Genomic DNA, 26,267 nt, shown 5'->3' with positions numbered 1-26,267 from the left:
AGTATCGGATAGCCGCTTCCCGGACGCGTACGGGCGCACCCGGCCCTGGGCCGGGTGCACGGCACTGACGTCCACCGCACCCGCCGAATCACCTGGGGGATCCATGTGGCTGCCCGCATCCGGGAAGCACCGCGACTTCATCGAGCGCTATCTGACGCTGCACGACCGGTACACCGCGGGTGAACTGGGCGAGGAGGAGTGGCGTACGTGGGCGCAGCGGCAGCTGCGCGAGGTCGTCGCGCTCGCGCAGGACGGCTCGCCCTTCTACGCCCGGCACCTGGCCGGCGTGCCGGCCGGCCGGCTCACCCTCGACGACGTGCGCTCGCTGCCCTTCACCACGAAGGACCATCTGCGCACGGCCATGTCCGACGTCCTGAGCCGTGATCTCGACGAGGCCTGCTTCTTCTACGAGACCACCGGCACCACCGGACCGGCCACGCCCTGTCCCCGCGATCCGCGCGAGGTGATCGCCTCCAACGCCCATGTGACGGAGAGCTGGCGGAACATCTTCGCGGACGTCTTCGGCGACCGGGCCCCGCGCGTCGGCGTGATGGGCCCCACCGAGGTGCACTCGCTCGGCGACACCCTGGGTGACGTGGCGCGCAACGTGGGTTCGGCCGTCGCCAAGATCTGGCCGTACTCCCCCGTCATCGGCTTCCCCAAGGCCCTCCAGCTGATGCGGGACCTGGCCCTGGACGTCGTGTTCTGCACGCCCAACGTGGCGCTCTCGCTCGCGCGGGCCGCCCGTGAGCAGGGGCTCGACCCGCGCCGCGACTTCGCCGTGAAGGTCTTCCTGGTCACCGGCGAGATGTGCACCCCCGACCTGGCCCGCCAGATCGACCAGGCGTGGGGCGCCCGGACGTACAACGCGCTCTACGGCTCCCAGGAGACCCTGGTCATCGCCTCGGCCTGCGCCCACGGCCGTCTCCACCTGGCCCGGCCCAACTACATCGCCGAGCTCGTCGACCCGGACTCCGGCGCCCCGCTCGGCGACCGGGGCACCGGGGAGCTGGTCGTCACGATGCTGATCGACGGCATCAAGCCGCTGATCCGCTACCGGACCGGCGACCTGGTCGAGCTCTCCGACAACGTGTGCGGCTGCGGGATCCGGGGCCCCGTCATGCGGGTCGTCGGCCGTACCCGCGACCGGATCGTGCTCGGCGGTCACAGCTTCCAGGCCTGGCAGATCGAGCAGGCCGTCCTGCGCCGGATCGACCACAGCTACGGCTACCAGGTCGTCATCGACCGGGCCGAGGACGGCGAGGACCTGATCACCGTCCGGCTCGACCTGCCCGGGGAACGCGTGCCGGGGCTGGAGGCCGCGCACGCGGCCCGGGTCGCCGACGCGCTCGGGGTCCGCTGCCGGGTGGAGCTGCCGGACGAGCTGGACCCGGTCACCACGACCGGCGCCTTCGTCAGCTGGAAGGCCGCCCGCATCCATGACCGGCGTACCGCCGTCGACCACGAGACGGCCGCCGCCCGCCGGCTCGCCGGGGCCCGGGGGCACCGCGCATGACCGAGCCCCTGCTCCGCGCCCAGGCCGTCCTCGGCGACGGCTCCGACGCCGACGCCGACACGACACCGTTCCCCATCCTGTGGGAGCCCGCCCGGATACCCCACTCGCCGCTGCTGCGGCCCGGCACCCTGCGGGTCGGCACGCTCGGCCCGGACGGCACCACGTCGATGGTCGCCCTCTCCCGTCTCGGTTACCGGCTCGCCCACCTCGGCGGCCCCGTGGTGGAGCCCGTGCCGTACGACTCCTTCGAGGAGCTGCTCGCCGCCGTCGGCAGCCGCGGCGGTCCCGCCTACGCCCTGGTACCGGGGGCCGCCGAGTGCGCGACCCGCTTCTTCTGGTCGCCCCGGCTGCGGCTGGACGCCACCTTCTCCTCACCGACCCCCGAGTACGGCATCGCCACCGGTCCTTCGGGGCTGCGCGAGGGCATCCTGCGCCTCGCGACCCTGCACGAGACCCGCCGTCTGGTGGAGCTGCTCGACGGGGCCGAGGGCGGGCGGGGCGGTTACGACATCGCCTGGGTGCCCGCCGAGTCCACCATCCACGCCGCCGAACTGGTCTCGGAGGGACGCGCGGACGCCGCCGTCACCAACGAGCCCGGACGCGCCGCGCACCGGCTGGAGTTCCAGGTCTCACGGCCGGGCGTCCCCATGGTGTGGATGGTGTTCGGGCCCGCGGTACTCGCCCGTTCCGAGGATGCCCGTCCGTCCGTGGGGAGCCGGCCGTGACCACTGAGCGCCGACTGCTGCTGCATGACGTCACCGTCCAGGAGGGCCTGGGCCGCGCCTCGTTGCCCGCCCGCTCCGTCCTGGTGTCGGGCGGGCGCGTCGAGGCCGTGCTGCCGGCCGCCGAGGCGCCCGCCGAGGGCGGCTTCGTCCGCTGGGACCTGGCCGGGGCCACCGTGCTGCCCGGCATGACGCTGGGCCACACCCACATCGCGTACGTCAACGTCACCACGGGCCGCGAGACGCTGTTCAAGTACCGGGTGCCCGAGGTCGCGCTGCATGCGGCCCGGCACGCGGCGGACCTGCTGAGCTGCGGCTACACGGCGTTCGTCGGGGCCGGATCGGTCGCCGGCATCGACATGGCGCTGAAGAACGCCATCGAGGCCGGTGTGATCGCCGGTCCGCGCATCACTCCGTGCAGCCGCGACCTGATGGTGTCGGGCCCGCCGGGCCGGCGTTCGCCCGAGCTCAAGGAGCGGATGCCGCGCGAGCTGATGCCGGTCGTGGACGTCCTGGGCGATCTGGTGAAGTACACCGAGGAGGAGATCGACGAGGGCGCCGAGATCATCAAGGTGTTCTCGTCGGGCGACGACACGTTCCCCAACGCCCGCTCCGACGAACTTCTCTTCACCCGCGAGGAGTTGTCCACGGTCGTGGAGACCGCGCACCGGCGCGGCGCCCGGGTGCGGGCGCACTCGCGGGGCCTGGCCGGCATCCGCAACGCGCTGGCCGCCGGGGTCGACGTCATCGACCACGCCACGTACGCGGACGACCGGGCGCTCGACGAGATCGCCGAACGCGGCGTGTTCGTGGTGCCGAGCCTGTTCCAGCCGGACCGGCTGCTGGCGCTCGGGGAGCGGTTCGGCAAGGCTCCCGACTATCTGGAGTCGCTGGACTTCCGGGACGAGATCGAGAACACCCTGCGCTTCCTCCCGACGGCCGAGGCCCGCGGCATGAAGATCGTGCCGGGTGACGACTTCGGCTTCGCCTGGACCCCGCACGGTACGTACGCGGACGAGCTGGTCATGTACGGGGAGCGGGCCGGGATCGCGCCCGAGACGGTCATCAAGTGGGCCTGCGCCAACGGGGCCGAGCTGGCCGGACGCGGTGCGGAGGCCGGGGTGGTGGCGCCGGGGCGGCTCGCCGACCTGGTGGTGTGGGACCGCGACCCGGCGGCGGACCTGACGGTGCTCCAGGACAAGCAGGCGCTGCGGTCGGTACTGATCGGCGGGCGGCACGCGGCGGGTCCGGTGGCGCCGCCCGCATCCTGAGAGGCGCGTCGGAGCCGGGCTGTTCACCCCGTGGGGCTGAGCAGCCCGGCCCTTTCGTTGCGGGGCAGTGACAGCAGCCGCGCGGTGTCGCCGCGGCCGCCGTGCGGCAGCAGCAGGATCCGCATCAGGTCGATCATCCGGTCCATCAGTCCGCGTGCGGCGGCCAGGCCCTCCTGGTCCTCGCCCGGCGCGAACTGGTCGTGCACGAAGGCGGGGAAGCCGCTGCCCGGCACGATCATCCGGTTGAGCAGGACGTTGTCGATGAGCTGCCCGTAGACCCGGTCGTGGCTGTAGCGCCGTCCGGTGACCACGACGCCGGCCACCTTGTTGGCGAGCGGGCGGTCGAAGCGCAGGTGGCCGACGCCGGCCCGCTCGATGAAGTTCTGCATGACGCCCGCCAGCCCGAAGCCGTGCACCGGCGCCGCGTACAGCACCCCGTCGGCCCGCACGAGCCGGTCCACCAGGGCCGGCACGTCGTCGTCCAGGGCGCACGGCAGCGGGCGTACGTTGCAGTCGCCGCACGGCCCGCAGGGCGTGATGTCGTACTCGGCGAGCGGGATCACATCGAGGTGGACCCCGTGCTCGGCGGCCTGGGCCGCCAGCATCCGCAGCACCCTTCCGGTGAGACCGTCGGGCCGTTCGGAGCCGTTCAGGGCGGCTATCGACGCCCAGGGACCGTGGTCGACCATGGCTGTATCCCTTCGAGGAAGTTGGCGATGAACGCGGATCCGGTCTGTGTCGTGATGCTTTCGGGGTGGAACTGCACGCCTTCGACGGCCAGGCGGCGATGGCGCAGCCCCATCACACAGCCGTCCTCGCGGGCCCGTGCGGTCACCAGGAGTTCGGCGGGCAGCGGGTCGGCGACGGCCAGTGAGTGGTAGCGGGTGACCTCGGTGCCGTCGGCGAGTCCGGTGAGGATCCCGGAGCCGTCGTGGTCGAGGCGGCTGGTCTTGCCGTGCACGATGCGCGCCGCCCGTTCGATCCGCCCGCCGTAGGCGAGCCCGATGGCCTGGTGGCCCAGGCAGATCCCGAGCAGCGGTACCCGGCCGGCGAAGTGGCGTACGAGTTCCGGGTGGCCGGAGTCGGCCGGGTGCCCGGGACCGGGACCGAGGACCACCGCGTCGGGACGGCGGGCGTCCAGCTCGGCCGGGGAGTGGGCGAGCGCGGTGACGACGTCCGTACGGGCGCCCTGCTCGCGCAGATAGTGGTCGATGATGTGGACGAAGCTGTCGCGTGCGTCGACGAGCAGGATCCTCATGCCGTGAGCACCTCGCCCGTCAGGGCGGCGTACACCGCGCTCATCTTGATCAGCGTCTCGCGCCATTCGCCGTCGGCCGAGGAGTCGGCGACGACCCCGGCGGACGCCTGAAGCGCGTACGTCCCGGTGTCGGGATCGTGGACGGCGGTACGGATGCACAGGGCGAGGGTCGCCGCGTGCCCGCGTACGTCGATCAGGCCCAGCGCGCCCGCGTAGGCGCCGCGCGGCCGGCCCTCGATCTCCTGGATCAGTTCCATGGCGCGGACCTTGGGCGCCCCGGTCATGGTGCCCGCGGGGAAGGTGGCACGCAGGGCGGACCAGACGTCGGCGCCGTCCGCCAGTTCGCCGCGGACCGTGGAGACGAGGTGGTGGACCTGGGCGAAGTGCTCGACGGCCAGCATCCGTTCGACGGCCAGGGTGCCCGGCACGGAGACCCGGGCCACGTCGTTGCGGCACAGGTCGACGAGCATGATGTGCTCGGCGCGTTCCTTCTCGTCGGCGCGCAGCGCGGCGACGCGGCGCGCGTCCTCGGCGGGGTCCGCGGCCCGTGCGGTGGTGCCGGCGATGGGCCGCATCGCCAGGGTCCGGCCCTCGATGCGCAGCAGCAGCTCGGGGCTGGCCCCGACCAGGGTGCGGCCCGCCCAGGGCACCAGGTACATGTACGGCGACGGGTTGCTCCGGCGCAGCCGGCGGTAGGCGTCGATGGCCGGCAGCGGGGTCCTCACCTCGATGCGGTGGCCGATCTGGATCTGGTAGACGTCGCCCGCCCTGATGTGCTCCAGGCAGCGCCGCACCCGGTCGGTGAACTCGCCCCGGCGCACGGTGCGGCGCACGCTGTACGCCGGCGGGGCGGGCGGCACGGGGTCCGCCTCCGGCTCGGGCGGCAGGGTGGACACGAACGCGGGGAGATCGGCGCCCAGGATGCCGGGACCTCCGAACTCGGACGCCTGCGCCAGGAGTTGGTGGCTCTCGCCGCTCTCCAGGTGGTAGGTGACGACGTACCGGAAGAGGGTGAGGGTGATCTCCGGGTCGTGGCCGGGGGCGCGGGGCGGCAGCTGCTCCAGGTGCCAGGCGGCCTCGTAGCCGAGCACGGCCAGGAACCCGAAGGCGTAGGTGTCGAGCGGGACGTCGGTCTCCACGGCGAAGGCCCCGTTCACCGCCTCCAGCAGACGCCGGACGTCGCCGCGGGCGCGGTCGGTGAGCGGGCGCAGCCGCTCCACGAGCTCCGGGATCCCGTCCAGCGCGATCCGTCCGTCCCGCACGGTGATCCGGGCCAGCGGCTCGGCGCCGACCGCGGCGAAACGGCAGTCCTCGTCGGGGCCGGCCAGGCTCTCGAACAGGAACACCTGGTCCTCGCCGAGCAGCCGGCGCAGCTCGGCGCCCAGGGCGAGCGGGGCGTGCGGCGGCAACGGGATGCGCGCCACGGTCACCCGCACGGGCTCGGCGGCCGTCCCGGGTGGTGCTGCGGCGGGCTCGACGGCGGTCATGGTCATCGTGGGCGGTCTCATTTCGGTACGAGGGTCGGTCAGCGGCTTGCTCCCAGCCAACCAACGGCGCGTACCCGCCGGGCAGTCCACTGTTCCGGGCCGGCGGCGGACCACTTGGCCGCCCTGCCCGGGACCCTCGGGCCCGCCCTACCGCGCTGACGCGCCCAGGAGCGCGGCAGCCGCCAGCAGCGCGTCCCGGCAGCTGTCCTCGTCGACGCCGGGGACCGAGCAGGCCAGCAGCAGCACCCTGCGGGTCTGCGCGGTCACCGCCTGGTGGACGCCGTCGCGGTGGGCGAACTGCGACAGCACGCGCTTCTCGTCGGCGAGCACGAGCCCGCCGGCCTCCAGGGTCACCGGCCCGTCCGCGCCCAGTGCGGTGAACTCCTCGGTGCCGTCGGTCAGCCGAAGCGCCACCTCGCCCTCCAGCATGTCCCGGTCGAACAGGCCGAGCGCGACGAGGTCGCGTACCGCCACCGCGTTGACGGCGTCGACGGCCGGGTTGATCCTCGGCCAGGCACCCAGCGGCTTGGCGCGCAGGCCCCGGTCGATCAGCGCCTGCACGGACGGCGGCCGCTTGTCGGGGTGGCTGCCCAGCAGGCGGCTCAGCTCGCGGTAGGCGGCGACGTTCGGGGCCGCGCGCACCTCGGCGCGGCTCGCCCCGGTCCACCGCGCGTGCGCCTCGGCCCAGACGTCGTCGGCCGGTGCGGGGCCGGCGGCCGGGATCTGCGCCTGAAGGGTCAGCACCTGGACCCCGGGCACGAGTGCGCGGGCCTCGGGCGTCACGGCGACCTTGCGGAAGGTGGGCGTGGTCATCGGGTTCCTCCGGAGAAGGTGAAGGTGTCCAGCGTCTGCAGATCCAGGTCCTCGGCCGTGAGGACGCGTTCGGTGTCGATGAGGATGTTGTAGTGGTTCGGCGCGTGGCACTCGTCGAATCCGGCCACCCGTCCGATCGGCCCGTGGGGTCCGGACACCACGTCGCCCCGGTCGATCACCGTGCCGGAGGGGAACTCGGCGAAGCCCAGGAATCCCACGTGGTCGACCCGGTCCCCGGTGGCGGACGGCCGGTCGGTGGTGGTGACCAGCTCGTGGACGTCGCCGGCCCGCACACAGCGCGACTGCCAGGGCGACAGCCGCATGCCGCGGTCCGTGCGCCGGTGGAAGAGCAGCTTCACCAAGTGGGCCGAAACCGGCTCCTTGACGGTCATCCTCAGCCGCTGTTCCTTGGTCCGCCCGATGCCGTACGCCTCCTCGACGAGGTCGACGATGTGCGGGCCCCGGTCCGGTCCGCTGCGTCCGTCCCGCACGACCCGGTGGAAGTCCGCCATGATGCCCGCGTACTCGTGGTCGAGCGAGGACTTGAACGCCTCGAAGCCGTCCAGCATGTCGGCGTGCAGCTCCCGGCCGTCCTTGAGGTGCACGGTGATGTCCTTGCGCTCACCGGTCTCCAGCGCCCAGTCCAGGTCCACGTGGACGGGTATGCCGCCGGCGGTGACCAGGCCGAGTTCGGCGCAGAACTCGACGCCTGACCTGACGTCCCCGATCGTGGCGTCGGTCAGCGTGAGCGGGCCGAGCACGGTCTCCAGGGCGTCCAGGGCGTTGGGGCCGTTGTCGATGATGCAGCCGCCGCCGCAGCGGTCGAGGTCCTGGTACCAGCGGTCGGCGCCGGTGTGCTCCTCGATCTTCTCCTGGTAGCGGCTGGTGACGTGCGAGATGAGCGCGGGCTCGGGCAGCCGCTCCGCCAGGTCCTGGACATGGGTGTTGTAGCGGCGGTGGAACGCGGTGAACAGGGTCGTGCCGTGCTCGTCGGCCAGCCGGGTCAGGCGGTGCGCGTCCTCGGCGTGGACGGTCAGCGGCTTCTCGCAGCAGACGTGCACACCGGCCCGCAGCGCGTCGGCCACGACCGGCGCGTGCGCGTGGTTGGGCAGGGTGACGACGACACCGTCCACCAGACCGGACGCGAGGAGATCGCGGTGGTCCGTGAACATGACGGTCCCCGGCGGGAATCCGGTCAGTTTCGCCTGGTCGAGGTCGCAGACCGCCGTCAGGCGCAGCTGCGGGTCGTCCTCGATGGCCTGAAGGAAGAAGGGCGCGATGACGCCCACTCCGATGACTCCGATACGCATGATGGTTCGGTCCTCTCCGTGTCCGTGGTGGTTTCGGGTGGCGGGGCCGCGAGGCCCCCGGTGCTTCAGGCGACCGGCTGGAGGCTGCGCCCGGTCAGCGCGGCGGGTGCCTGGAGGCTCAGCTGCTCGGCGAGCGCGGCCAGGCCCTCGGCCACCGGCCCCGGCAGCTCGACGCCCTCGCGCTGCGACTGCGCGTACCGCAGGGCCTCGGGGGCGCCCGGGTAGGTGACGCCGCGCGTCGCGTACGCGGCGGCCGGGGAGTTCGCGACCGTGTCGAGCAGGATCCGGTTCTCGGCGGCGATGGCGTGCGCGGAACCGAACGCCGACGGGTCGATCACGATCGCGGTGTGGCCGACGTTGTCGTCGCCCGCCGGCTCGCCCTTCAGCACGCCGGGCCGGGGGCCGTACGCGGCGCCGGAGAGCGGGCCGCACAGCAGGTCCACCAGCAGGGCGAGCCCGAAGCCCTTGGCGCCACCGGTCGCGGCGGGCCCGCCGAGCCAGGCGACGTCCGCCTCCTCGGCCATGAAGTCGGCCGGGTCGGAGGTCGGGGTGCCGTCGTGGCGGACCAGCCATTCCTGGGGGACCTCCTGGCCCTCCCGGTGGGCGGCCTTGATCTTTCCGGTGGCGACGACGGTGGTGCTCATGTCGAGGACGAAGGGCGCGCCCTCGGTCACCGGCACGGCCGCGCTCAGCGGGTTGGTGCCGAGCATCCGCACGGTGCCGCCGAGCGGCGGGGCGACGCCCTGCGCGCCGCAGTTCGTCATGGCCAGGCCGATCAGCCCGGCGGCGGCCGCCTTCTGCGTGTAGTAGCCGGCGCTGCCGAAGTGGGTGCTGTTGCGGACGGCGACCATGCCGATGCCGGTCTGCCGCGCCTTGGCCATGGCGATGTCCATGGCCAGGTCCATGGTGACCAGACCGAGCCCGCGGTCCCCGTCGAGCAGGGCCGCCCCGGCGGTCTCCTGCACGATGCGCGGTGCGGCGCCCGGATCGATGCGGCCGTCGAGCAGGCGGGGGGCGTAGATGTTCACCAGCCCGTTGGTGCCGTGGGTGGTGAAGCCGTTCGCGTCGGCGTACGTGATGACGTCGGCGGCGGTACGCGCCGAGTCGGCGTCCAGGCCGCACTCCGTGAGGACGTTGCGGACGAAGGCGGTGAGGTCGGCGAGGGGAACACGGACGGTCATGGCAGGTCCTCTGATTCGAAGGAGATACGGGGAAAGAAGGCGGAAGGTCAGGCGGTGTGTGCGGCGAACGCGTGCACCAGGTCCTTGATGCGCAGGGCGTACGTGTCCAGGTCGTCCAGGTGCACGAACTCATCGGCGGTGTGCGCCCCGTTGGCGTCCAGGCGGCCGGGACCGCAGGCGACGACATAGCGGCCCGGCCCCGGCGCCCAGATGGCGTCGCAGGTGAAGGCGGAACCGTCGGCGAGCCCGTCGTGGCGGACGAACCCGGCTTCATTCAGCAGGAGTTCGGCTTCCGGGTCTCGGTTGTCGAGTGTCGGCAGGCCCTGCTTCAGCCAGTCGAGGCGGACGATCCGGCGCCAGTCCTTCACCGTGCGGCGGCTGAACGGGTCGTGGGCGTGCAGATGGGCGAACTCGGTCCGGGCCTCCTCGATCAGCACTTCGAGCGAGGCGGCGAGCAGCTCGGCCTGCTCGGTCGCCGGGTAGGCGATGTTGAGCAGCAACTGCCCCGAGCCGTAGACCCGGTTGTGGGCGGTACCCGTGTGCAGGCCCGAGACGCAGAGCTTGGCTCCCATGCCGTGGGCGAGCGGGCCGAGCCGGCGGGCGAGGAAGTCCGCGAGGAAGCCCAGCAGCACGGTGGCGTTGTGGCCGTCCGCGGGGTGGTCGTCGGTGGAGTCCTGGCCCGTCACCGTGATGCGCGGGGTCATCGCGGCGGTGCAGCCGTCCATGAAGGTGTTGCCGGTCGGCTCGGCGAACACCATCAGGCGCCCGGTGTGTCCCGCGTCGATCAGCGCACGCGTCCCGTACGTGCCCATCGCGCCGCCCTCCTCGCCGGGCACGGACGCGATCTGCACCTCGATCCGGCCGTCGAGCCCCGGGTCCTCGGCGAAGGCCGCGGCGATCCCGGCCGCGGCGGCGACCCCCGGGCCCTTGTCGTCGACGGCGCCCCGGCCGTGCAGGACCCGGCCCTCCAGGCGCGGCGCGACGTGCGGTCCGACCGTGTCCATGTGGAAGTTCACGACCAGGCGGCGCGCCTGCGGCTGCGGGGACCCGTAGGCGACCACCGCGGAGGGCTGCCCGGCCAGGAACGCGGACAGGTCCCGTCCGGCCACCTCCCGTACCGTGGCGGGCACTTCGGGACGCTCCAGCAGCTCGGCGGCGGGCGGTCCGTGCAGCACGGTGCGGAAGCCGCGCTCGGCGGCGCCGGCCAGGAACACCCGCTGCGCGCGGGCCGCCCCGTCCAGCGGGCCTCCCTCCAGGGGCGAGACCGAGTCGACGGCCATCAGCTCGGTCAGCCACCGGAGGTCCGCGGCGGCGAGGCCGCCCTCGGTCCGGGTCGTGCGGGCCGTCTCAGCCATGGTGGCTCTCCTCCCAGTACGTACGGCTGTCCGTGATGTCGATGCCGAGCAGTGCGGCGCAGCGCCGGGCGTACGCGCGGTAGCCGTCGGCGAGTGCGGCGGGATCGCCCGACAGTCCGAGGTGCGGAATGTGGGCCAGATGGGGCTCCAGGCTGTAGTAGCCGCGGTAGCCGTACTCCTCCAGCAGCTTCACGCACGCGTCGACGCGGGCCGTGCCCTCACCGGGCATCGTGAACTCGGCCCGTCCGCCGGAGCGGATCCCGTCCTTGATGTGCACGTGCTCCACCCAAGGCGCCACCCGGCGCAGGAAGTCGAGGGAGTCGTAGCCGTAGGCGAGTCCGTTGCCCGTGTCGAACAGCAGCCGCAGGCGAGGGCTCGCGACCTCCTCCAGCATGCGCACGGTGTGCGCGGCGCTCTGTCCGGCCCAGCCCTGGCAGTTCTCGTGCAGCAGCGTCACACCCAGGCGCTCGGCCTCGCGGGTCAGCGTCCGCATCCTGCGCAGCGACTCGGTGCGCCACTCGCGCTCCGGCCGGCCGTCGTTGGGGTACGACATGACGCGCAGCCGGTCGCAGCCGAGCAGGGCCGCCGCCTTGGCGGAGCGCTCCAGCGCCGCGAGCTCGCCGTCCATGCCGGTGGCGACGGTGGTGGACCAGGAGCCCAACGGGGTGTCCACGACCGGCACCCGCAGGCCGGCGACGATGGTGCGCCGGGCCAGGTCGGCGGCGTCACCGGGGGGCAGCTCGTGCAGGCCGAGCCCGTCGACCGTACGCAACTCGATGGCGTCCATGCCCAGTTCGTGGTGGATGGCCAGCTGTCCCGCCAGATCGGGGGCGGCCTCGTCCCCGATGCCGCACAGCCGGTCCGCGGTGATGCCCAGGAGGTTCGGCACAGACACCGTCCTCACCTTCCCGCTGCGTAGAAACGGCTGATGGCTGCCACGACCTGCTCGGCCGCGCCCGGTGCCATGTCCGGGTGCAGGGGCAGTGCGAGCGCCTCGCGGGAGAGCTGCTCGGCCACGGGGAAGTCACCGGGCCCGTGCCCGAGGTGGGCGAACGCGGGCTGCAGGTGCAGGGGGCGCGGGTAGTAGACGGCCGTCTCGATGCCCTGGCCGGCCAGATGGGCGCGCAGCTCCTCGCGCTGCTCGGCGCGCACGACGTACGTGTAGACGGAGCGGCCCTCGAACCCGGCCGGCGGGGGAAGCAGTGCCGGGGCGAGCGGGCGCAGGCCCTCCTCGTAGACGGCGGCGATCTCCCGGCGCCGCTCCAGGAGCCGGTCCAGGTGCGGGAGTTTGCGCAGCAGGAAGCCGGCGGTCAGCTCGTCCATCCGGCAGTTGAAGCCGAGCAGCTCGTGGTAGAACCGCTTGCCGGCGGGCTGGCCGTGGTTGCGCAGCATCCGGGCCGTACGGGCGAGCTCGTCGTCGTCCGTGACGATCATCCCGGCGTCGCCGATGCCGCCGGCGGGCTTCGCCGGGAAGAAGGAGTAGAGCCCGGCGTGCCCGTGGCGGCCGGCCGGCTTGCCGTCCACCTCGGCGCCGAGAGCGATCGCGCTGTCCTCGACCAGGTGCAGCGAGTGCCGGGCGGCGATCTCGGCGAAGGCGCCCATCTGCGGGGACCCGCTGAAGAGGTAGGCCGGCAGCAGCGCCCGGGTGCGGTCGGTGACGGCGGCCTCGGCGGCGGCCGGGTCGAGCAGGCCGGTCTCGTACTCGACGTCGGCGAAGACGGGGCGGGCCCCGCGCAGGGCGATGGTGGAGGCGGTGGAGACGAACGAGAACGCGGGCGTGACGACCTCGTCCCCGTCGCCGAGGCCGAGCGCGGCCAGGATCACGGTCAGCGCTCCGGTGCCGCTCGCGACGGCGACGGCGTGCGCGGCGCCGGTGCGGTCCGCGATCTCCGCCTCCAGCCGCTCGACCCGGGACTTCAGGATGAACTCGTCGCTCTCGGCGACCTCTTGGAAGACCGCCACGATGTCGTCGGCCCAGTCGGCCGAGCGGGCGGACCAGTCGAAGTACGGGATGACGGTGGTCACGATGCGGCTCCGTAGAAGGCGTGGACGAGAGCGGCGACGCGGTCGGCCTGCTCATCGGTGAGGTCGGGGTAGAGAGGCAGCGCCAGGGCGCGTCGCGCGGCCGCCTCCGACACCGGGACGGGGTGCCGGCTGCCGGGCAGCGGGGCGAGCAGCGGCTGCTCGGTGAGCGGGCGCGGGTAGTACGCCTCGGTGCCGACCCCGTGGGCCTCCAGGTACGCGGCCAGCTCGTCCCGGCGGTCGCACTCGATCAGGTACACGTAATAGACCTGGTTGCCCGGCGTCTTGGCGGGCGCCATCCACGGCGTGGTCACCGTCCCGGCGAGCGGGGCGAGCAGCCGGTCGTAGCGGGCGGCGAGCTCGGCGCGCCGCCCGATCTCCTCGCCCAGGCGCTCCAGCCGGTGCAGGAGGAAGGCCGCGTGCAGTTCGTCGCAGCGGCTGTTGTAGCCGATCTCCTGGTAGACGTACGCGCCGTCGGTGTCGTACGCGCCGTCCGTGCCCTGGCCGTGCAGGCGCAGCCGCCGGGCGGACGCGGCGATGTCGTCGTCGTCCGTGAGGAGCATGCCGGCGTCGCCGAGCGAGCCGAGGGTCTTGGTGGGGAAGAAGGAGAGCACCCCGCCGCTGCCCCACAGGCCGGCGTGCACTCCGCCCGCCCGCATGTCGATGCCCTCGGCGCTGTCCTCCAGCAGGAGGAGCCCGTGCCGGTCGGCCAGGTCCTTCAGCACCTCCATGTCGGCCATCTGCGAGAACAGGTGCACGGGCATGATCGCCTTGGTCCGCCCGGTGATCGCGGCCTCGGCGCGCGCCGGGTCCATCGCGTAGCTGCCGGGCAGCACGTCGACGAGCACCGGCTCGGCGCCCACGTGCAGGACGCAGGAGGCGGTGGCGAAGAAGGTGTACGCGGGGACGATGACCTCGTCGCCGGGGCCGATGCCCGCCGCCCGGAGGAGGATCACTAGGGCGTCGGTCCCGTTGGCGACGGCCACCGCGTGCCGGGCGCCGGTGCGCTCGGCGATCGCGGCCTCCAGTTCGGCGGTGACCGGGCCGGAGGTGAAGCGGCCGGAGGCGGCGACCTGGCGGACCATGGCCTCCAGCGCGGCACGGTCCCGGCGGGCGGAGGCGGCCCCGCTGAAGAACGGGATGGCGGCGGCGTCACTCATCGTGTGGCCGCCTTGAGGGAGGAGATCAGTCCCGTGACGGCCTGGCGGCGGCCCGCCGCGTCCCGGGCGGCGCCGATGGCCTGGAGCAGCGCGCTGCCCACGATCACGCCGTCCGTCTTGCCGTGCAGCGACGCCACGTGCTCCGGGCGGGAGATCCCGAAGCCGACGGCCATCGGGGTGTCGCCCGCCGCGCGCACCCGCTCCAGATAGGCGTCCAGACCCGGGTCCAGGTCCTTGCGGACTCCGGTGACGCCGTTGGCGGCGAGGACGTACAGGAAGCCGCGGGAGGCGGCGGCGGAGGCCGCGATGCGCTCCGCCGAGCTCCCGGGAGCGGTGAAGAAGGTCTGGCCCAGCTCGTTGGCCTCGGCGTGCGCCAGCCACTCGGCGCCCTCGCTGACCGGCAGGTCGGGCACGACGAACCCGTCGACTCCGGCCGACCTGGCGTCGTCGTACAGCTGGGTGAGGCCGTAGCGCAGGAACGGGTTGCAGTAGCCCATCAGCACGATCGGCGCCTCGACCCCGGCGGCACGCGCCTCGGCGACCACGTCGAGGGTGGCGGCGGCGGTGGTACCGGTGTCCAGGGCGGCCTGGCCGGTCGCCTGGATGACCGGACCGTCGCCCAGCGGGTCGGAGAACGGGACACCGAGCTCGATCACGTCGGCGCCGGCCTCCACCGCGGCGGAGATCAGTCCGACGGTCTCGCCGAGCAGCGGGTAGCCGGAGGTGATGTAGGCGACGAGGGTGGTCTCGTCCTTGGTCCGGTTGTCGGTGAAGGTCTGTTCGATGCGCTTCATCGGGCGTTCTCCTCACGCTGCTTGAGGGCGGCCATGGCGGAGGTGAGGTCCTTGTCGCCGCGGCCGGAGAGGTTGACGAGGACGGTGGAGCCGGGGGCGCACTGGCGGGCCACCTTCAGGGCGCCGGCCACCGCGTGCGCGGACTCCAGGGCCGGGAGGATGCCCTCCTGGGAGCTGAGCGCGACGAACGCGTCCAGGGCCTCGTTGTCGGAGGCGGAGAGGTATTCGACCTTGCCGGTGTCCTTGTAGTGCGCGTGCTCGGGGCCGACGCCCGCGTAGTCCAGGCCGGGGGCGATGGAGTGGGTGAGCTGGATCTGTCCGTCGTCGTCCTGGAGCAGATAGGTGCGGGTGCCCTGGAGGACGCCCGGGTCGCCGTAGAGCAGCGGGGCCGCGTGCCCGCCCTGCCCGCCCTTGCCCTCGCCGGCCGCCTGCACGCCGACGAGACGGACCGGGTCGTCGAGGAAGGCGCTGAACATCCCGGCCGCGTTGGAGCCGCCGCCGACACAGGCCACGACCGCGTCGGGCAGCTTGTCGTTCGCCTCCAGGAACTGGGCGCGGGCCTCGCGGCCGATGACCGACTGGAAGTTGCGCACGATGGTGGGGAAGGGGTGCGGGCCGACGACCGAGCCGAGCAGGTAGTGGGTGGTGTCGGGGCGGGCGATCCACTCGCGGATCGCGGCGTTGATGGCGTCCTTCAGCGTCGCCGTGCCCAGGTCGACCAGCTCGACGCGGGCCCCGAGCAGCTCCATCCGCTGCACGTTGGGGGCCTGCCGCTCGGCGTCGACCCGGCCCATGTAGACGGTGGCGTCCAGACCGAGGTAGGCGCAGGCCGCGGCCACAGCGACCCCGTGCTGGCCGGCACCGGTCTCGGCGATGATCTGCTTCTTGCCGAGACGGCGGGCGAGCAGCGCCTGCCCGATCGAGTTGTTGATCTTGTGTGCGCCGGTGTGGGTGAGGTCCTCGCGCTTGAGCCAGAGCTTGACGCCGTTCTCCGTGGCCCCGAGCCGGTGCAGTTCGGTGATCGGCGTCGGCCGGCCGACGAACATCTTGAGCAGCTTGTCGAGCTCCGCGGTGAACTCCGGGTCCAGGAGCGCCTTCTGGTACTCCTCCTCCAGTTCCTGAAGCGGTCCCACCAGGGTCTCCGCGACGAACTGTCCGCCGTACTCGCCGAATCGGCCGTTCACGAGGCCACCTCCAGAATCTGGACCCCGGTGTAGGACCGCAGCTGGGCGGCGGGGTCGTTGCTGCTGAGCAGGGACTCGCCGATGAGCGCGGCGTCGAAGCCGTGCGCGGCGATGCGTTCGATGTCGGGGCGGCCGGCGAGGCCGCTCTCGCTGACGGTCAGCACGCCGCGCGGGATGTCGCGTCGCAGCCTGGCCGAGTTGTCCAGGTCGACCGAGAAGGTCTGCAGATCCCGGTTGTTGATGCCGACGATGCGGGCACCGGCGGTCAGCGCCCGGTCCACCTCGTCCTGGGTGAAGGTCTCCACCAGCGCGTCGAGGCCGAGACCGTGCGCGGTGTGCACCAGGTCGGTCAGCAGCGCGTCGTCGACGGCACGGGCGATGATCAGGACGCCGTCGGCGCCGGTGTCGTGGGCCAGCGTCACCTGGCGGACGTCGACCAGGAAGTCCTTGAACAGGACGGGGACGGTGACGTCGGGGTGCTCGGCGACGGTACGGACCAGCTCGGGCGAGCCGCCGAAGTAGGGCGTGTCACCGAGTACGGAGATGGCCGAGGCGCCTCCCGCGACGTAGCTCCGGGCGGTGGGAACGGCCAGGGCGGGGTCGAGCAGTTGCCCCTTGGACGGGGACCTGGGCTTGATCTCGGCGATGACCGAGACCTCGTCCCCGCCGAGCGCGGCGGCCAGCCGGCCGGGCACGGCGGCGGTCCTGCGGCCGCGGGCTGCGGCGTCGGCTGCCGCCGGACCGCTCCAGGCGGCACGTTTGGCGGCGACGATGTCGTCGAGGTGGGTGGCCATCAGCTGTTCTCCGGGGTGATCGGGGTGGTCGCGGCGACCGGGGTGGTGGTCGCGGATGCCGGGGTGATCGGGGTGGTGGTCGCGGCGAGCGGGGTCCGGGCGAGCCGGGCGGCCAGGGCGGCCGGGGCTCCCTGCCGCACGGCGTTCCGGGCGAGGGCGATGCCGGATGCCAGGTCCGTGGCATGACCGGCCAGCCGGAGCACGGCCGCCGCGTTCAGCAGCACGGTGTCCAGCAACGGGGCGGGTGCCGTCCCGTCCAGGACCCGGCGGGCGAGGACCGCGTTGCGTGCCGCGTCGCCGCCCGCCAGCTCCGCGCGGCCCGCCGGGCTCAGCGGGAGCCCGGCCGGATCGACGGTGAACTCCGTGAGCTCACCGCCCTCCACCTGGAGCACCCGTGCGGGGCCCGCCGTGGTCAGTTCGTCCATGCCGTCGAAGCCCTGGATGACCCAGGTCCGCCGGTGGCCGAGGAGCAGGGCGGCCTGCGCCAGGACCTCCTGGTCCTGCCGGGTCGCGGTGCCGATGAGCCGGCCCGTCAGCGGGACCGGGTTGGCGAGCGGGCCGGACAGGTTGAACAGGGTCCGGAAGCCGAGCCTGCGGCGGACCGGGGCGAGCCTGCGCAGCGCCGGATGGAGCGCGGGCGCGAAGAGGAACGCGAACCGGTGCTCGGCCAGCAGCTCCGGGATGCGCTCCCCGGGGTCGAGCTCGACCCCGAGGGCCTCCAGCAGGTCGGCGCTCCCGCACTGCGAAGTCGCCGCCCGGTTACCGGCCTTGGCCACGGTCGCCCCGGCCGAGGCGGCGACCAGACCGGCCAGCGTCGAGATGTTGACCGAGCCGCTGCCGTCACCACCGGTGCCGACCACATCGACCGCCGGGCCCGTCCAGGCGACCGGCCTGGCCACCGCCAGCACTGCCTCCACCGCCGCCGCCACCAGGACCGGGCTCGCCCCGCCCACCGCGACCGCGGTCAGGAAGGCGGCGGCGTCCACCTCGTCCGTGGTCTCGTCCAGCAGCTCCGCCACCGCCGCCCGGGCCGCCTCGGACGACACCGTACGACCGGCGACCGCGTCCCGGGTGACGGTGGGGAGCGCACGGCCGGCGAGCAGGGCGGCCGCCATCACAGCACCGCCACATTGCTGGCCGCCACGAGCTTGTTGTGGGTGTCGAGCACGACCGGCGGGATGCCCCACAGCAGGTCCTGCTCCAGGCCGGGTACCGGGGTGACCATCACCGCCGCGTCCAGCTGCGCCAGCTCCACCGCCGCCCAGTTCGCCGCGGTGACCGGCTCCCCGTCGACGACGAGGCCCGGGACCAGCGGATCGTGGTACGAGACGACGGCGCCGACGGCCCGCAGTCCTCGGATGACGTCCAGGGCGGGCGCGTTGCGCAGATCGGCGACGCCCGACTTGTAACTGACGCCGACCACCAGCACCTTGGCGCCGGTCAGCGACGAGCCGCGGGCCTCGACGAGCTCCGCGAGCCGCTCCACGACCTGCCAGGGCCGCTGCTCCACGCGCTCGAACGCGGCGGCCACCAGCTTCATCCCGGTGCCGGCCCGGTCCGCGGCCTCCCGCAGGAACAGCGGGTCGACCGGGATGCACTCGCCGCCGACGCCGGGGCCCGGGTAGTGCGCGAGGAATCCGTAGGGCTTGGTGGAGGCGGCGTCGATGACCTCACGCACCGGTATGTCCAGCTGGCGGCACAGGTCGGAGAGTTCGAGCGTGAGGCTGATGTTGACCAGCCGGAAGGTGTTCTCGAAGACCTTCGACAGCTCGGCGACCTCCGTCCGGGAGACCGGGACCACCGTCTCGCAGACCAGCCCGAACAGGGCCGCCGCGCGGCGGGTGCACTCCTCGGTCAGGCCGCCCACCACCTTCGGGGTGTTCGACAGGTTCCAGCCGCTCGTGTTGGCGGGGTCGACCCGCTCCGGGGCCATCGCCACGTGGAAGTCGGTACCCGGCTCCAGCCCCGTGGTGCGGGCCAGGGCGGCCGCGGCGGCCGCCGTGGTGCCCGGCGGGACCGTGGACTGCAGGATCAGCAGCGTCCCGCGGCGCAGCAGCGGCGCCACCGAGTCCATCGCGGCCTGCACGTAGTCCAGGTTGGCCTGCTGGTCGCCGGTGACCGGGGTCGGCACGCACACGATCAGGACGTCCGAGCCGGCCAGCTCCCCGGCCTCGGTGGTCGCCTTCAACCGGGCTGCGACCGCGGCCAGTTCACCGTCGCTCACATCGGGCAGATACGAACTTCCGCGCGCCACCCGGTCGACCCGCTCGGCGTCGGTGTCCATACCGAGCACCGAAAGACCCGCCGTGGCGAATCCGAGACCGAGCGGCAGACCGGTGTATCCGAGGCCGACGATTCCCACCCGCAGGGTGCGGCGTTCGATCTTCTCGTCGAAGACACGTGCGCCGTCCCGCCCATGGATCACGGGAGCGAGTACGCCAGTCATTTCAGCCATGGGGTTCTCCCTCTGAGTGCTATAAATAAAGGCCGTTGGCGTGATCAAGTAGGCCAGTGGGCGAGGGGGACCACCCAGACCACTGCGGGGGAGACGGAGCAGACCAGATGGCCTGGCACCTGTCGGTGCAAGTGGACCGGGACTCGGCGGTACCGCTCACCGCGCAGCTCCAGAACGCCATCAAGACCAGGGTCGAGGACCGGGTGCTGCACCCCGGCGCACGCCTGCCGTCGAGCCGTCAACTCGCCCTGGACCTGGGCCTTTCGCGCAGCGTCGTGGTCGAGGCCTATGAGCAGCTGATCGCCGAGGGCTATCTCGACGCGGTCCGCGGATCGGGCACCCATGTCGCCCGGAAGATGCCCGACAGCGTCGGCGACACCTCCCTGCTGGACTCCCGCCCGGCGACGAGCGCGCGCTGGGATCTGCGGGTCGGCATAGCGAACCTGTCGAACTTCCCGCGCCAGGAGTGGCTCAACTCCTATACGAAAGTGCTGAGAGACGTCGGCCGCGAAGGCATGGACTACCCCCCGGTCTCCGGCATCGCCGAACTGCGCAACGAACTCTCCGGCTATCTGGGCCGCGTGCGCTCGGTGCACACCGAGCCGGGCCAGGTGATGGTCACCGCGGGATTCGCCCAGGGCCTGGCCCTGCTCTCCGACTCGCTCCAGCGCCTCGGCATCCATGAACTGGCCATCGAGGAGCCAGGACACAGCGGCCAGCGCCGGTTCATCCTGGACACCGGGCTGACCCCTTTGCCGGTCCCCGTCGACGAGGAGGGCCTGGTCGTCGAGGCCCTGGAACGCTCGGGCGCCCGCGCGGTCCTGGTCACCCCCGCGCACCAGTTCCCCACCGGGGTCATGATGTCGCCGGAGCGCCGCGAGCAGCTCCTGGCCTGGGCACGGGCCCGGGACGGCTGGATCATCGAGGACGACTACGACGGCGAGTTCTGGTTCGACCGCGGGATCAGGCCCACCGCGCTGCAGGAGGGCGACCCGGAGCGGGTGGTCTACGCGGGCACCACGAGCAAGGTCCTGGTCCCCGGCCTGCGACTGGGCTGGCTGGCGATACCCCCGAAGCTGTACCCGCTGATGGAGCGGGTCCGCTCACGCCAGGACCAGGGCTCCGACACCCTCACCCAGCTGGCCTTCGCCGAACTGATGCGCAGCGGCCTGCTGGACCGGCACCTGCGCCGGGTCCGCTCCCGCTACCGCTCCCGCCGCGAGGCACTGGCCGCGGCCGTCCACGAGTCCCTGCCGGAGGCCCGCATCATCGGCTGCGCGGCCGGCCTGCACAGCTACGCCGTCCTGCCTCCCGGCACGGACGAGGCGGCCGTGGTGCACGGCGCCCTGCGCCGCTCGGTCCTCGTGCGCAGCGGCGCGGCGTTCCGCTTCGGCGGTCCGCCCGGCGAGCCGGGCCTGCTCCTGGGCTACGGCTCCCTGCCCCTCACGGGCATCGCCGAGGCCGTGGCGGCCATCGGCGCGGCGTACGAGGAAGCCCGCCGGGCCTGAGGCCGCCGGGGGGCCGCTGACGGGCCACTGAGGCGCCGCTGACGGACGGCTCAGCGCATCGAGCGGCCCCGGGGCGCCGCGATCAGTTTCTGGGCCAGCGCCTTGTTCACCGCGTCGATGCGCGACACCGCGTCCAGCTTGTCGAAGATGTTGCGCAGGTGGCGCTTGACGGTGCCTTCGGTGATGCCGAGCCTGGCCGCGATCTGCCGGTTGCTCATGGCCTCCGCGACACACGTCAGCACCTCGCGCTCGCGCGGCGACACCGGACCGGCCTCCTGGTCGTGCGCCTGGTCACCGCCCGCCGTGTAGCCCGAGCGCGGCACCAGGATGGTGATCTGGTCGTCCTCCCGCGCGGCGTTGCGTACCGCGCTCAGCAGGGCCGCCCGGGAGACGCTCTTGTGCAGATAGCCCCGGGCGCCCAGCTGGAGCAGCTCATGGACGAGCGGCTGGTCGTCGTACATGGTGAGGATGATGATCCGCAGGCTGGGGAAACGTTCCAGCAGCCCTCGTACCGCCGCCCTGGGGTGGTGGTCCGGCATCTCCACGTCGAGCAGCAGCACATGCGGCTGGTGCCGCTCCACCAGCTCGACGAGGCCCCGCCCGCTGCTCGCCTGGGCGACGACCTGCAAGTCGTCCTCGGCGTTGAGCAGTTCGGCCAGTGCGGTACGCAGCAGCGTGTGGTCGTCGGCCGCCAGGATGCGGATCAGTTCAGGTCGCGTGTTCAACGGAATCACCTGGGAGGTCCATCAGCGGGATCGTGAGCGTGACCCGGGTACCCTCGGGCGCACTGGCGAACAGGATGGTGCCGCCGAGCAGTTCGACCCGCTCGGTGCACGACGCGATGCCGTTGGCCCGGCCCGCCGTGGCGACCTCCGAGACGTCGAAGCCGCATCCGTCGTCCTCGATCAGCGCCTGCAGCTTGTACGGCGCGATGTCCACCGCCGCGAGCACGTGCTCGGCCTCGGCATGGGCCAGGGAGTTGCGCAGGCACTCCCGCACCACGAGGAACACCTCGTCGAGCACGTCCTGCGGCGCCCACTCCTCACTGCCGTTGACCTGGATCCGCACCTTGGAGGGCGTGATCTCCATCGATTCCAGGAACGCGGTGAACGCGGACTCCAGCGTGCCCTCGCGGTCGGCACGGCGCAGCTGGGTCACCAGGTCGCGGATGATCCCGAGGGCCTCGGTGAGGGTGTCCTTGACGGCACCGATCCGCGCGGCGACCTCGTCGGGGCTGGATTCCCAGGTCAGTTCGTGCAGTTCGATACGGCGCAGGGCGAGGCTGACGTGGTTGCCGAGGTGGTCGTGGATCTCGCGGGCGAGCTGCCGCTGGCTGGCCGCGTTGACCTCCCGCACCGTGTTCAGCAGATAGGTGTCGTGGCCGATCGCGCCGGCCTCCAGCCGTCTGCCGATCCCCTGCTGCAACGTACGCACACCGGCCTGGAAGCCGTCGAAGGAGGCGGGCGAGTCCACCATCGCCTTGCCGAGCGCGTCGAAGACGATGTCGAAGAGGATCATCCCGGCACGGATGGAGTGGACGGCGTCGATGCCCTGGGTCGCCCGCTCCACCCCCAGGCCCTCGACCTGCTGGATCAGCCGGTCGCGCACATCGGCCCGGCCGCTGCGCAGGCTGTCCGCGCAGTCCCGGATGATGCGTTCGGCCTGCAGGGCGCAGGTGTGCCAGGTCTCTTCGGTGGCGACCAGGGGGCTTTTGATCTTTTCGAGCCGGCCCCGGTAGTCGGACAGTAATTCGCGCGTCCGGCCCAGAAGTTGTTCGGCCGTGTCGGATTCAACAAAACCGGAATGCATCAAAAGAGCCCCCACCCTCATCAGAAACCGACTGTCGGATCATCATCGTACGGTTACGGAATGTCAACACGGCTCCACCCGTCCCACGTTCTGAGACAAGTCGTACGACGGCCAGGAGAAAACGCTTACGGAAGCCCCCGGAATCGCTGTGGCAACACAACCCACATATCCGTCGAGGCAGTCCACATCGTGAACGTACCAGTCGGCGGAATCACCTGACCGGTGCGCGCGCCGCAGTCCGTCCGCCTCGGGAGCGCCGACCGAAACCGGTATACGAAGCCCGGTTCCCGCCGCCTTGCCCACCGCCTCGACCGCGGTCCAGGTGCGGAATCCAGCAATCCGGTCCTGCGTCCCCACCGCGGGCACCCGGCCCCAGTCGAAGGTCGTGCGCAGCCGCTCGACGTCCACGCCGACCGCGCCCGGCGCGCCGGCCACCCCCACCAGGGCCGCGGCTCCGGAATGGGACAGGCTGAAGCCGAGATCGGGCCACGGCCCGTCCACGAGCACGGGCCGTCCGCGGCCGCAGTCGCCGCACACCTCCGGCTCGGGGCAGCGCCGGGTGAAACGGGGCAGACCGGGAGCGACGCCGAGGTAGCCGCCGAGCACGGTGCGCAGCGCGAGATGCGCCCGGCGGTAGCGCCACCGCGCGCGGGGATGACGGATCCGCGCCGCCCGGGCGCGTTCGCCGGGATCGAGGACGAGGTCCGCACGCTCGGGCGGCACATGGTCCAGCGGAACGGACCAGACATGGATCTCCCCCGGCGCGAGCACGGAGGTGCCCGGGGAGGGAGGGAAGTGAGTCGGAAGGGGCAGGGACGGAGACAGGAGGGTATGCATGAAGGCTTCCCGGGGTCGGAAACGGACCAGGGCTGCCAACGGCCCTCAACGGGAAGCGGGGTGCCGGATACGACGGCGCCCGCCTGCTCACCAGCGAAGCGCGGGCGGGAGACGGGCGGGGGGTCCACTTCGGCGGCGGACCGGCGTACCAGAACGGGGGCACGGGCGGCGGAACGACGGACGGAACGCGGGAACCGCACGGCGGACGGGTGTACCGCAACGGCGACAGGGCAGACGCACGGGTGAACGGCGCACCGGAACGGAGGCACAGGACTCCGGCACAGCCGACTCCGCGACAGCCGCCCCGGCCCCGCTCCCGTTCCGGCTCCGGCACCGGGATCCGGCCCGGGAGGAATTCGGAATCCGACCCGCCGGTACTCCATGCCTCTTTAGTGGTAGCCATGGCTCATTTGCAGAACAGTCAGGTACCCCTGCCCGTGCCTAGGCTCCTGGGCATGCCTATGGCGACGATACGGCCACTGCCTGTGACTGCACCCAGTGGTCCGAAGTACCGGAATCAAAGAATTCTGAGACTCTGCATCGAAGAATCCCGACCCGCCGTTCTGATCGCCTTCCAGCTCCGCTATTTCGCCGGTATCGCGCTGGCGCTCGCGGCGGATCCGGCGCTCGGCGCCCGGTCCGTCATCCAGGCGGTGTTCGGCTCACTCGCATGGTTCGGCGCCATCTTCTACACCTATCTCTACAACGGCTGCACGGATTACCACGAGGACCGGGTCAACGGCTCGGCCCGCCCGATAGCGAGCGGCCGGCTGCCCCGTCACACCGCTCTGCTCGTCGCCCGCGGTGCGGCCGTCGCGTCGCTGATGTCCGCGGCGTGCGCCGGGCCCGGCCCGCTGCTGCTGTGCGCGGCCATGCTGCTGCTCGGACACGCCTACTCCGCGCCCCGCACCGTCTGGAAGAACAGCACACCCGCCGCTATGGCCGTCGTGTTCCTCTCCGGGCTGCTCACCTACGCCGCCGGCCCCCTGGCCCTCGGCGTGTCCCCCAGCTCACCCGCACTGTTCCTCACGGCCCTCGCCATGTCCCTGTGGATGGCGCTCGTCGGCGCCGTCGCCAAGGACTTCTCCGACATCGAGGGCGACACCGCGGCCGGCCGCCGGACCTGGGCCGTCACCCTGGGCGAACGACGCACCCGCGTCCTCGTCTCGGCGGGCGCCGTCGCCGTGGGCACCTCCTTCACCGCCGGAGCCCTGCGCTGGGCGCCCGGGCAACTGCCCACCGCCTGCGTGGTCCTGGCGGGCGCTCTGGCCCTGGCCGCCGTGACGCTCGCGGGCCGCGCCACCGACGACCGCCATCTGCGCCGCCGCCCGTACCGCTTCTTCATGGTCACGCAGCACTGCGCACATCTGGCCCTGCTCGGCCAGGCCGTCGCCTGATATCCGGTTCAACACGCGGAACCGGACCGGAGAAACACAAAGGAACACCCCCCCTCCCAAAGGCGCATTCAGCCACCACTCAAGTGCAACGCACCGTCCGAACAGGGTGGTTGAGGTGGTTTCATCACCGGAGAAAGCAACGGATCGCAACAATGCGATCCGGACCGCGGCATCCGGGAATGGAAGAAGTCACTGACGCCAGTGGCGGGGAACGCGTGTCAGCGGACGGCGGACACGTTCTCCACCGCTCAGCGACACATCACCCCCGGCCGCAGGAAGGAGACGGAAGACGATGGCGAGCACCCGACTGGCGCTCATGTTCCCCGGCCAGGGAGCGCAGCGTCCCGGCATGGGCCTGCCCTGGCACCGTACCCCCGGCTGGTCCGTGGTGGCGGAGGTCTCCGAGGCGGCCGGCCGCGACATGGAGGCACTGCTGCTGGACGCCGGCACGGAGACGCTGCGGCGTACCGACAACGCCCAGCTGACCACCTTCACGCTGGCCATGGTGGCGCTGACGGAGCTGCGCCACCAGCACCCGCTGGCCGCCTTCCCCGGCGCCTGCGCCGGACACAGCCTGGGCGAGTACTCCGCCCTCGTCGCCGCCGGAATCCTCGACCCGCAGGACGCGGTCCGCCTGATCGTGGCGCGCGGAGCGGCCATGCAGACGGCCTGCGCACGGACGGAAGGAGCGATGGCTGCGATCCTCGGCCTGGACGCCGCACAGGCACAGCGCCTGGTCGACGAGACCCACGCGGACGGCGGCCAGGTATGGGTGGCGAACCTCAACTCACCGCAGCAGACGGTGATCGCGGGCCACGCGGCCGACGTGGAACGCTGCTCCCGGGCGGCGGAACGGGCCGGGGCGGCCAAAGTGGTGGCCCTGACGGTCGGCGGCGCCTTCCACACCCCGCTGATGGCCGAAGCGGTCGAGCCCTTCGCCGCGGCCCTGGCCACGGCACGGTTCATGCCGGGCCACTCCGCGGTCGTCTCCAACGTGGACGCCCGCGCCCGCCGCGGCGGGCCGCACTGGGCCGAACTGCTCCGCCACCAGCTCACGGCGCCGGTCCGCTGGGCGGACACGCTGCACACCCTCACCACGGACCTGGCCTGCGACCGCCTGATGGAGATCGGCCCCGGCCGGACCCTGACGGGCCTCGCCAAGGCCACCGTCCCCCGGATCCCGCGCGACACGTTCTCCGACCCGCAGACCGCCCTGGCCCCCACGGGCTGAACCCGCCACCGCGCCCCACGAACCCGCCACCGCGCCGCCGCGCCCCACGAACCGCCGCCACCGCGCCGACGCACCCCCGAACCCCGCCGCACCGCCCCACGAAACACCCCCACACGTGCCTCACCCCCGTGAGGCGCACCCCCCGCGACCTCCCCCGCGCGGG

The 26,267-nt window shown here is 72.6% G+C and carries 24 protein-coding genes; 6 read left to right on the top strand and 18 right to left on the bottom strand.

The features are described 5' to 3' along the window. Window positions 1-103 precede the first annotated feature (103 nt). From ACIQMX_RS33100 to ACIQMX_RS33090, 3 genes are read left to right on the top strand one after another with little or no spacing between them, the layout of a single operon-like run. Window positions 104-1,516 carry a phenylacetate--CoA ligase family protein gene (locus tag ACIQMX_RS33100; RefSeq protein ID WP_402483699.1) on the top strand — a complete coding sequence of 471 codons (1,413 nt, stop codon included), beginning with the start codon at window positions 104-106 and terminating at the stop codon, window positions 1,514-1,516. Next, window positions 1,513-2,241, top strand: coding sequence for a hypothetical protein (locus ACIQMX_RS33095; protein WP_402483697.1), 729 nt, complete (start codon window positions 1,513-1,515; stop codon window positions 2,239-2,241). Before ACIQMX_RS33100 ends, ACIQMX_RS33095 begins: the two co-directional genes overlap by 4 nt. Then, a complete protein-coding gene (locus tag ACIQMX_RS33090; RefSeq protein WP_363068903.1) occupies window positions 2,238-3,509 on the top strand; it encodes an amidohydrolase family protein in 1,272 nt (423 codons plus the stop codon). The genes ACIQMX_RS33095 and ACIQMX_RS33090 overlap by 4 nt, the downstream gene beginning before the upstream one ends. Before the next feature lie 23 nt (window positions 3,510-3,532). On the opposite strand, the gene ACIQMX_RS33085 is transcribed toward ACIQMX_RS33090, so the two are convergent. The 15 genes from ACIQMX_RS33085 to ACIQMX_RS33015 form a co-directional block, all read right to left on the bottom strand. Then, complete coding sequence (locus ACIQMX_RS33085; protein ID WP_148020091.1) at window positions 3,533-4,198, bottom strand: flavodoxin family protein; 666 nt, start codon at window positions 4,196-4,198, stop codon at window positions 3,533-3,535. Beyond that, the gene (locus ACIQMX_RS33080) at window positions 4,168-4,767 is read right to left on the bottom strand and encodes an aminodeoxychorismate/anthranilate synthase component II (protein ID WP_363068901.1); all 600 of its coding nucleotides are present in this window, start codon (window positions 4,765-4,767) and stop codon (window positions 4,168-4,170) included. Before ACIQMX_RS33080 ends, ACIQMX_RS33085 begins: the two co-directional genes overlap by 31 nt. After that, window positions 4,764-6,260, bottom strand: coding sequence for an anthranilate synthase component I family protein (locus ACIQMX_RS33075; protein WP_402483694.1), 1,497 nt, complete (start codon window positions 6,258-6,260; stop codon window positions 4,764-4,766). The genes ACIQMX_RS33080 and ACIQMX_RS33075 overlap by 4 nt, the downstream gene beginning before the upstream one ends. A 141-nt stretch (window positions 6,261-6,401) precedes the next feature. Beyond that, complete coding sequence (locus tag ACIQMX_RS33070) at window positions 6,402-7,067, bottom strand: phenylalanine--tRNA ligase beta subunit-related protein (RefSeq protein ID WP_402483692.1); 666 nt, start codon at window positions 7,065-7,067, stop codon at window positions 6,402-6,404. After that, on the bottom strand, window positions 7,064-8,377 hold the full coding sequence (locus ACIQMX_RS33065) for a Gfo/Idh/MocA family oxidoreductase (protein WP_363068895.1): 1,314 nt from the start codon (window positions 8,375-8,377) through the stop codon (window positions 7,064-7,066). Before ACIQMX_RS33065 ends, ACIQMX_RS33070 begins: the two co-directional genes overlap by 4 nt. Before the next feature lie 65 nt (window positions 8,378-8,442). After that, a complete protein-coding gene (locus ACIQMX_RS33060; RefSeq protein ID WP_363068893.1) occupies window positions 8,443-9,558 on the bottom strand; it encodes an Ldh family oxidoreductase in 1,116 nt (371 codons plus the stop codon). A gap of 47 nt (window positions 9,559-9,605) precedes the next feature. Continuing rightward, the gene (locus ACIQMX_RS33055) at window positions 9,606-10,913 is read right to left on the bottom strand and encodes a M20/M25/M40 family metallo-hydrolase (protein WP_402483690.1); all 1,308 of its coding nucleotides are present in this window, start codon (window positions 10,911-10,913) and stop codon (window positions 9,606-9,608) included. Further along, complete coding sequence (locus ACIQMX_RS33050) at window positions 10,906-11,808, bottom strand: sugar phosphate isomerase/epimerase family protein (protein WP_363068889.1); 903 nt, start codon at window positions 11,806-11,808, stop codon at window positions 10,906-10,908. Before ACIQMX_RS33050 ends, ACIQMX_RS33055 begins: the two co-directional genes overlap by 8 nt. Before the next feature lie 5 nt (window positions 11,809-11,813). Next, window positions 11,814-12,938 (bottom strand): DegT/DnrJ/EryC1/StrS family aminotransferase, encoded by a 1,125-nt coding sequence (locus tag ACIQMX_RS33045; RefSeq protein WP_402483687.1) that lies wholly within the window; start codon window positions 12,936-12,938, stop codon window positions 11,814-11,816. Next, complete coding sequence (locus tag ACIQMX_RS33040; RefSeq protein WP_363068885.1) at window positions 12,935-14,095, bottom strand: DegT/DnrJ/EryC1/StrS family aminotransferase; 1,161 nt, start codon at window positions 14,093-14,095, stop codon at window positions 12,935-12,937. Before ACIQMX_RS33040 ends, ACIQMX_RS33045 begins: the two co-directional genes overlap by 4 nt. Continuing rightward, on the bottom strand, window positions 14,092-14,889 hold the full coding sequence (gene trpA / locus ACIQMX_RS33035; protein ID WP_148020082.1) for a tryptophan synthase subunit alpha: 798 nt from the start codon (window positions 14,887-14,889) through the stop codon (window positions 14,092-14,094). The genes ACIQMX_RS33040 and trpA overlap by 4 nt, the downstream gene beginning before the upstream one ends. Then, window positions 14,886-16,073: a tryptophan synthase subunit beta gene (gene trpB / locus ACIQMX_RS33030; RefSeq protein WP_363068881.1), complete on the bottom strand. Its 1,188-nt coding sequence runs from the start codon at window positions 16,071-16,073 to the stop codon at window positions 14,886-14,888. Before trpB ends, trpA begins: the two co-directional genes overlap by 4 nt. Continuing rightward, entirely contained in the window at window positions 16,070-16,867 is a 798-nt protein-coding gene (locus ACIQMX_RS33025; RefSeq protein ID WP_402483685.1) for an indole-3-glycerol-phosphate synthase, read from the bottom strand. Before ACIQMX_RS33025 ends, trpB begins: the two co-directional genes overlap by 4 nt. After that, on the bottom strand, window positions 16,867-17,982 hold the full coding sequence (gene trpD, locus ACIQMX_RS33020) for an anthranilate phosphoribosyltransferase (RefSeq protein WP_402483683.1): 1,116 nt from the start codon (window positions 17,980-17,982) through the stop codon (window positions 16,867-16,869). Before trpD ends, ACIQMX_RS33025 begins: the two co-directional genes overlap by 1 nt. Beyond that, window positions 17,982-19,322 carry a nucleotide sugar dehydrogenase gene (locus tag ACIQMX_RS33015; protein WP_363068875.1) on the bottom strand — a complete coding sequence of 447 codons (1,341 nt, stop codon included), beginning with the start codon at window positions 19,320-19,322 and terminating at the stop codon, window positions 17,982-17,984. Before ACIQMX_RS33015 ends, trpD begins: the two co-directional genes overlap by 1 nt. Before the next feature lie 107 nt (window positions 19,323-19,429). Between ACIQMX_RS33015 and ACIQMX_RS33010 the strand changes: the two genes are divergently transcribed. After that, window positions 19,430-20,830: a PLP-dependent aminotransferase family protein gene (locus ACIQMX_RS33010; protein ID WP_363068873.1), complete on the top strand. Its 1,401-nt coding sequence runs from the start codon at window positions 19,430-19,432 to the stop codon at window positions 20,828-20,830. Window positions 20,831-20,880: 50 nt separating this feature from the next. Here ACIQMX_RS33010 and ACIQMX_RS33005 read toward each other — a convergent pair whose 3' ends face one another. The 3 genes from ACIQMX_RS33005 to ACIQMX_RS32995 all read right to left on the bottom strand — a co-directional run bounded on the left by ACIQMX_RS33005 (window position 20,881) and on the right by ACIQMX_RS32995 (window position 23,476). After that, a complete protein-coding gene (locus ACIQMX_RS33005; RefSeq protein ID WP_363068871.1) occupies window positions 20,881-21,555 on the bottom strand; it encodes a response regulator transcription factor in 675 nt (224 codons plus the stop codon). Continuing rightward, on the bottom strand, window positions 21,539-22,639 hold the full coding sequence (locus tag ACIQMX_RS33000) for a histidine kinase (protein ID WP_363068869.1): 1,101 nt from the start codon (window positions 22,637-22,639) through the stop codon (window positions 21,539-21,541). The genes ACIQMX_RS33005 and ACIQMX_RS33000 overlap by 17 nt, the downstream gene beginning before the upstream one ends. 63 nt (window positions 22,640-22,702) lie before the next feature. Next, window positions 22,703-23,476 carry a 4'-phosphopantetheinyl transferase family protein gene (locus tag ACIQMX_RS32995; RefSeq protein WP_402483680.1) on the bottom strand — a complete coding sequence of 258 codons (774 nt, stop codon included), beginning with the start codon at window positions 23,474-23,476 and terminating at the stop codon, window positions 22,703-22,705. Window positions 23,477-23,961: 485 nt separating this feature from the next. Here ACIQMX_RS32995 and ACIQMX_RS32990 point away from each other — a divergent pair, with 485 nt between their 5' ends. Next, window positions 23,962-24,873: a UbiA family prenyltransferase gene (locus ACIQMX_RS32990; protein WP_402483678.1), complete on the top strand. Its 912-nt coding sequence runs from the start codon at window positions 23,962-23,964 to the stop codon at window positions 24,871-24,873. A gap of 292 nt (window positions 24,874-25,165) precedes the next feature. Next, on the top strand, window positions 25,166-26,104 hold the full coding sequence (locus ACIQMX_RS32985) for an ACP S-malonyltransferase (RefSeq protein WP_402483677.1): 939 nt from the start codon (window positions 25,166-25,168) through the stop codon (window positions 26,102-26,104). Window positions 26,105-26,267: the final 163 nt, after the last annotated feature.

Origin of the sequence: Streptomyces sp. NPDC091416 (genome assembly GCF_044756845.1) — a bacterium.
In the GTDB taxonomy this organism is placed as follows: Bacteria; Actinomycetota; Actinomycetes; order Streptomycetales; family Streptomycetaceae; genus Streptomyces.
The sequence above is the reverse complement of the archived record's forward strand: the minus strand, read 5'-3'. Positions and strand labels throughout refer to the sequence as shown.

Bases quoted from the DNA above. Each gene is read 5' to 3' on its own strand.
- ACIQMX_RS33100 (WP_402483699.1), top strand. From the start codon at position 104: ATGTGGCTGCCCGCATCCGGGAAGCACCGCGACTTCATCGAGCGCTAT.
- ACIQMX_RS33095 (WP_402483697.1), top strand. From the start codon at position 1,513: ATGACCGAGCCCCTGCTCCGCGCCCAGGCCGTCCTCGGCGACGGCTCC.
- ACIQMX_RS33085 (WP_148020091.1), bottom strand. From the start codon at position 4,198: ATGGTCGACCACGGTCCCTGGGCGTCGATAGCCGCCCTGAACGGCTCC.
- ACIQMX_RS33080 (WP_363068901.1), bottom strand. From the start codon at position 4,767: ATGAGGATCCTGCTCGTCGACGCACGCGACAGCTTCGTCCACATCATC.
- ACIQMX_RS33075 (WP_402483694.1), bottom strand. From the start codon at position 6,260: ATGACCATGACCGCCGTCGAGCCCGCCGCAGCACCACCCGGGACGGCC.
- ACIQMX_RS33070 (WP_402483692.1), bottom strand. From the start codon at position 7,067: ATGACCACGCCCACCTTCCGCAAGGTCGCCGTGACGCCCGAGGCCCGC.
- ACIQMX_RS33065 (WP_363068895.1), bottom strand. From the start codon at position 8,377: ATGCGTATCGGAGTCATCGGAGTGGGCGTCATCGCGCCCTTCTTCCTT.
- ACIQMX_RS33060 (WP_363068893.1), bottom strand. From the start codon at position 9,558: ATGACCGTCCGTGTTCCCCTCGCCGACCTCACCGCCTTCGTCCGCAAC.
- ACIQMX_RS33055 (WP_402483690.1), bottom strand. From the start codon at position 10,913: ATGGCTGAGACGGCCCGCACGACCCGGACCGAGGGCGGCCTCGCCGCC.
- ACIQMX_RS33040 (WP_363068885.1), bottom strand. From the start codon at position 14,095: ATGAGTGACGCCGCCGCCATCCCGTTCTTCAGCGGGGCCGCCTCCGCC.
- trpA (WP_148020082.1), bottom strand. From the start codon at position 14,889: ATGAAGCGCATCGAACAGACCTTCACCGACAACCGGACCAAGGACGAG.
- ACIQMX_RS33025 (WP_402483685.1), bottom strand. From the start codon at position 16,867: ATGGCCACCCACCTCGACGACATCGTCGCCGCCAAACGTGCCGCCTGG.
- trpD (WP_402483683.1), bottom strand. From the start codon at position 17,982: ATGGCGGCCGCCCTGCTCGCCGGCCGTGCGCTCCCCACCGTCACCCGG.
- ACIQMX_RS33015 (WP_363068875.1), bottom strand. From the start codon at position 19,322: ATGGCTGAAATGACTGGCGTACTCGCTCCCGTGATCCATGGGCGGGAC.
- ACIQMX_RS33010 (WP_363068873.1), top strand. From the start codon at position 19,430: ATGGCCTGGCACCTGTCGGTGCAAGTGGACCGGGACTCGGCGGTACCG.
- ACIQMX_RS33000 (WP_363068869.1), bottom strand. From the start codon at position 22,639: ATGCATTCCGGTTTTGTTGAATCCGACACGGCCGAACAACTTCTGGGC.
- ACIQMX_RS32995 (WP_402483680.1), bottom strand. From the start codon at position 23,476: ATGCATACCCTCCTGTCTCCGTCCCTGCCCCTTCCGACTCACTTCCCT.
- ACIQMX_RS32985 (WP_402483677.1), top strand. From the start codon at position 25,166: ATGGCGAGCACCCGACTGGCGCTCATGTTCCCCGGCCAGGGAGCGCAG.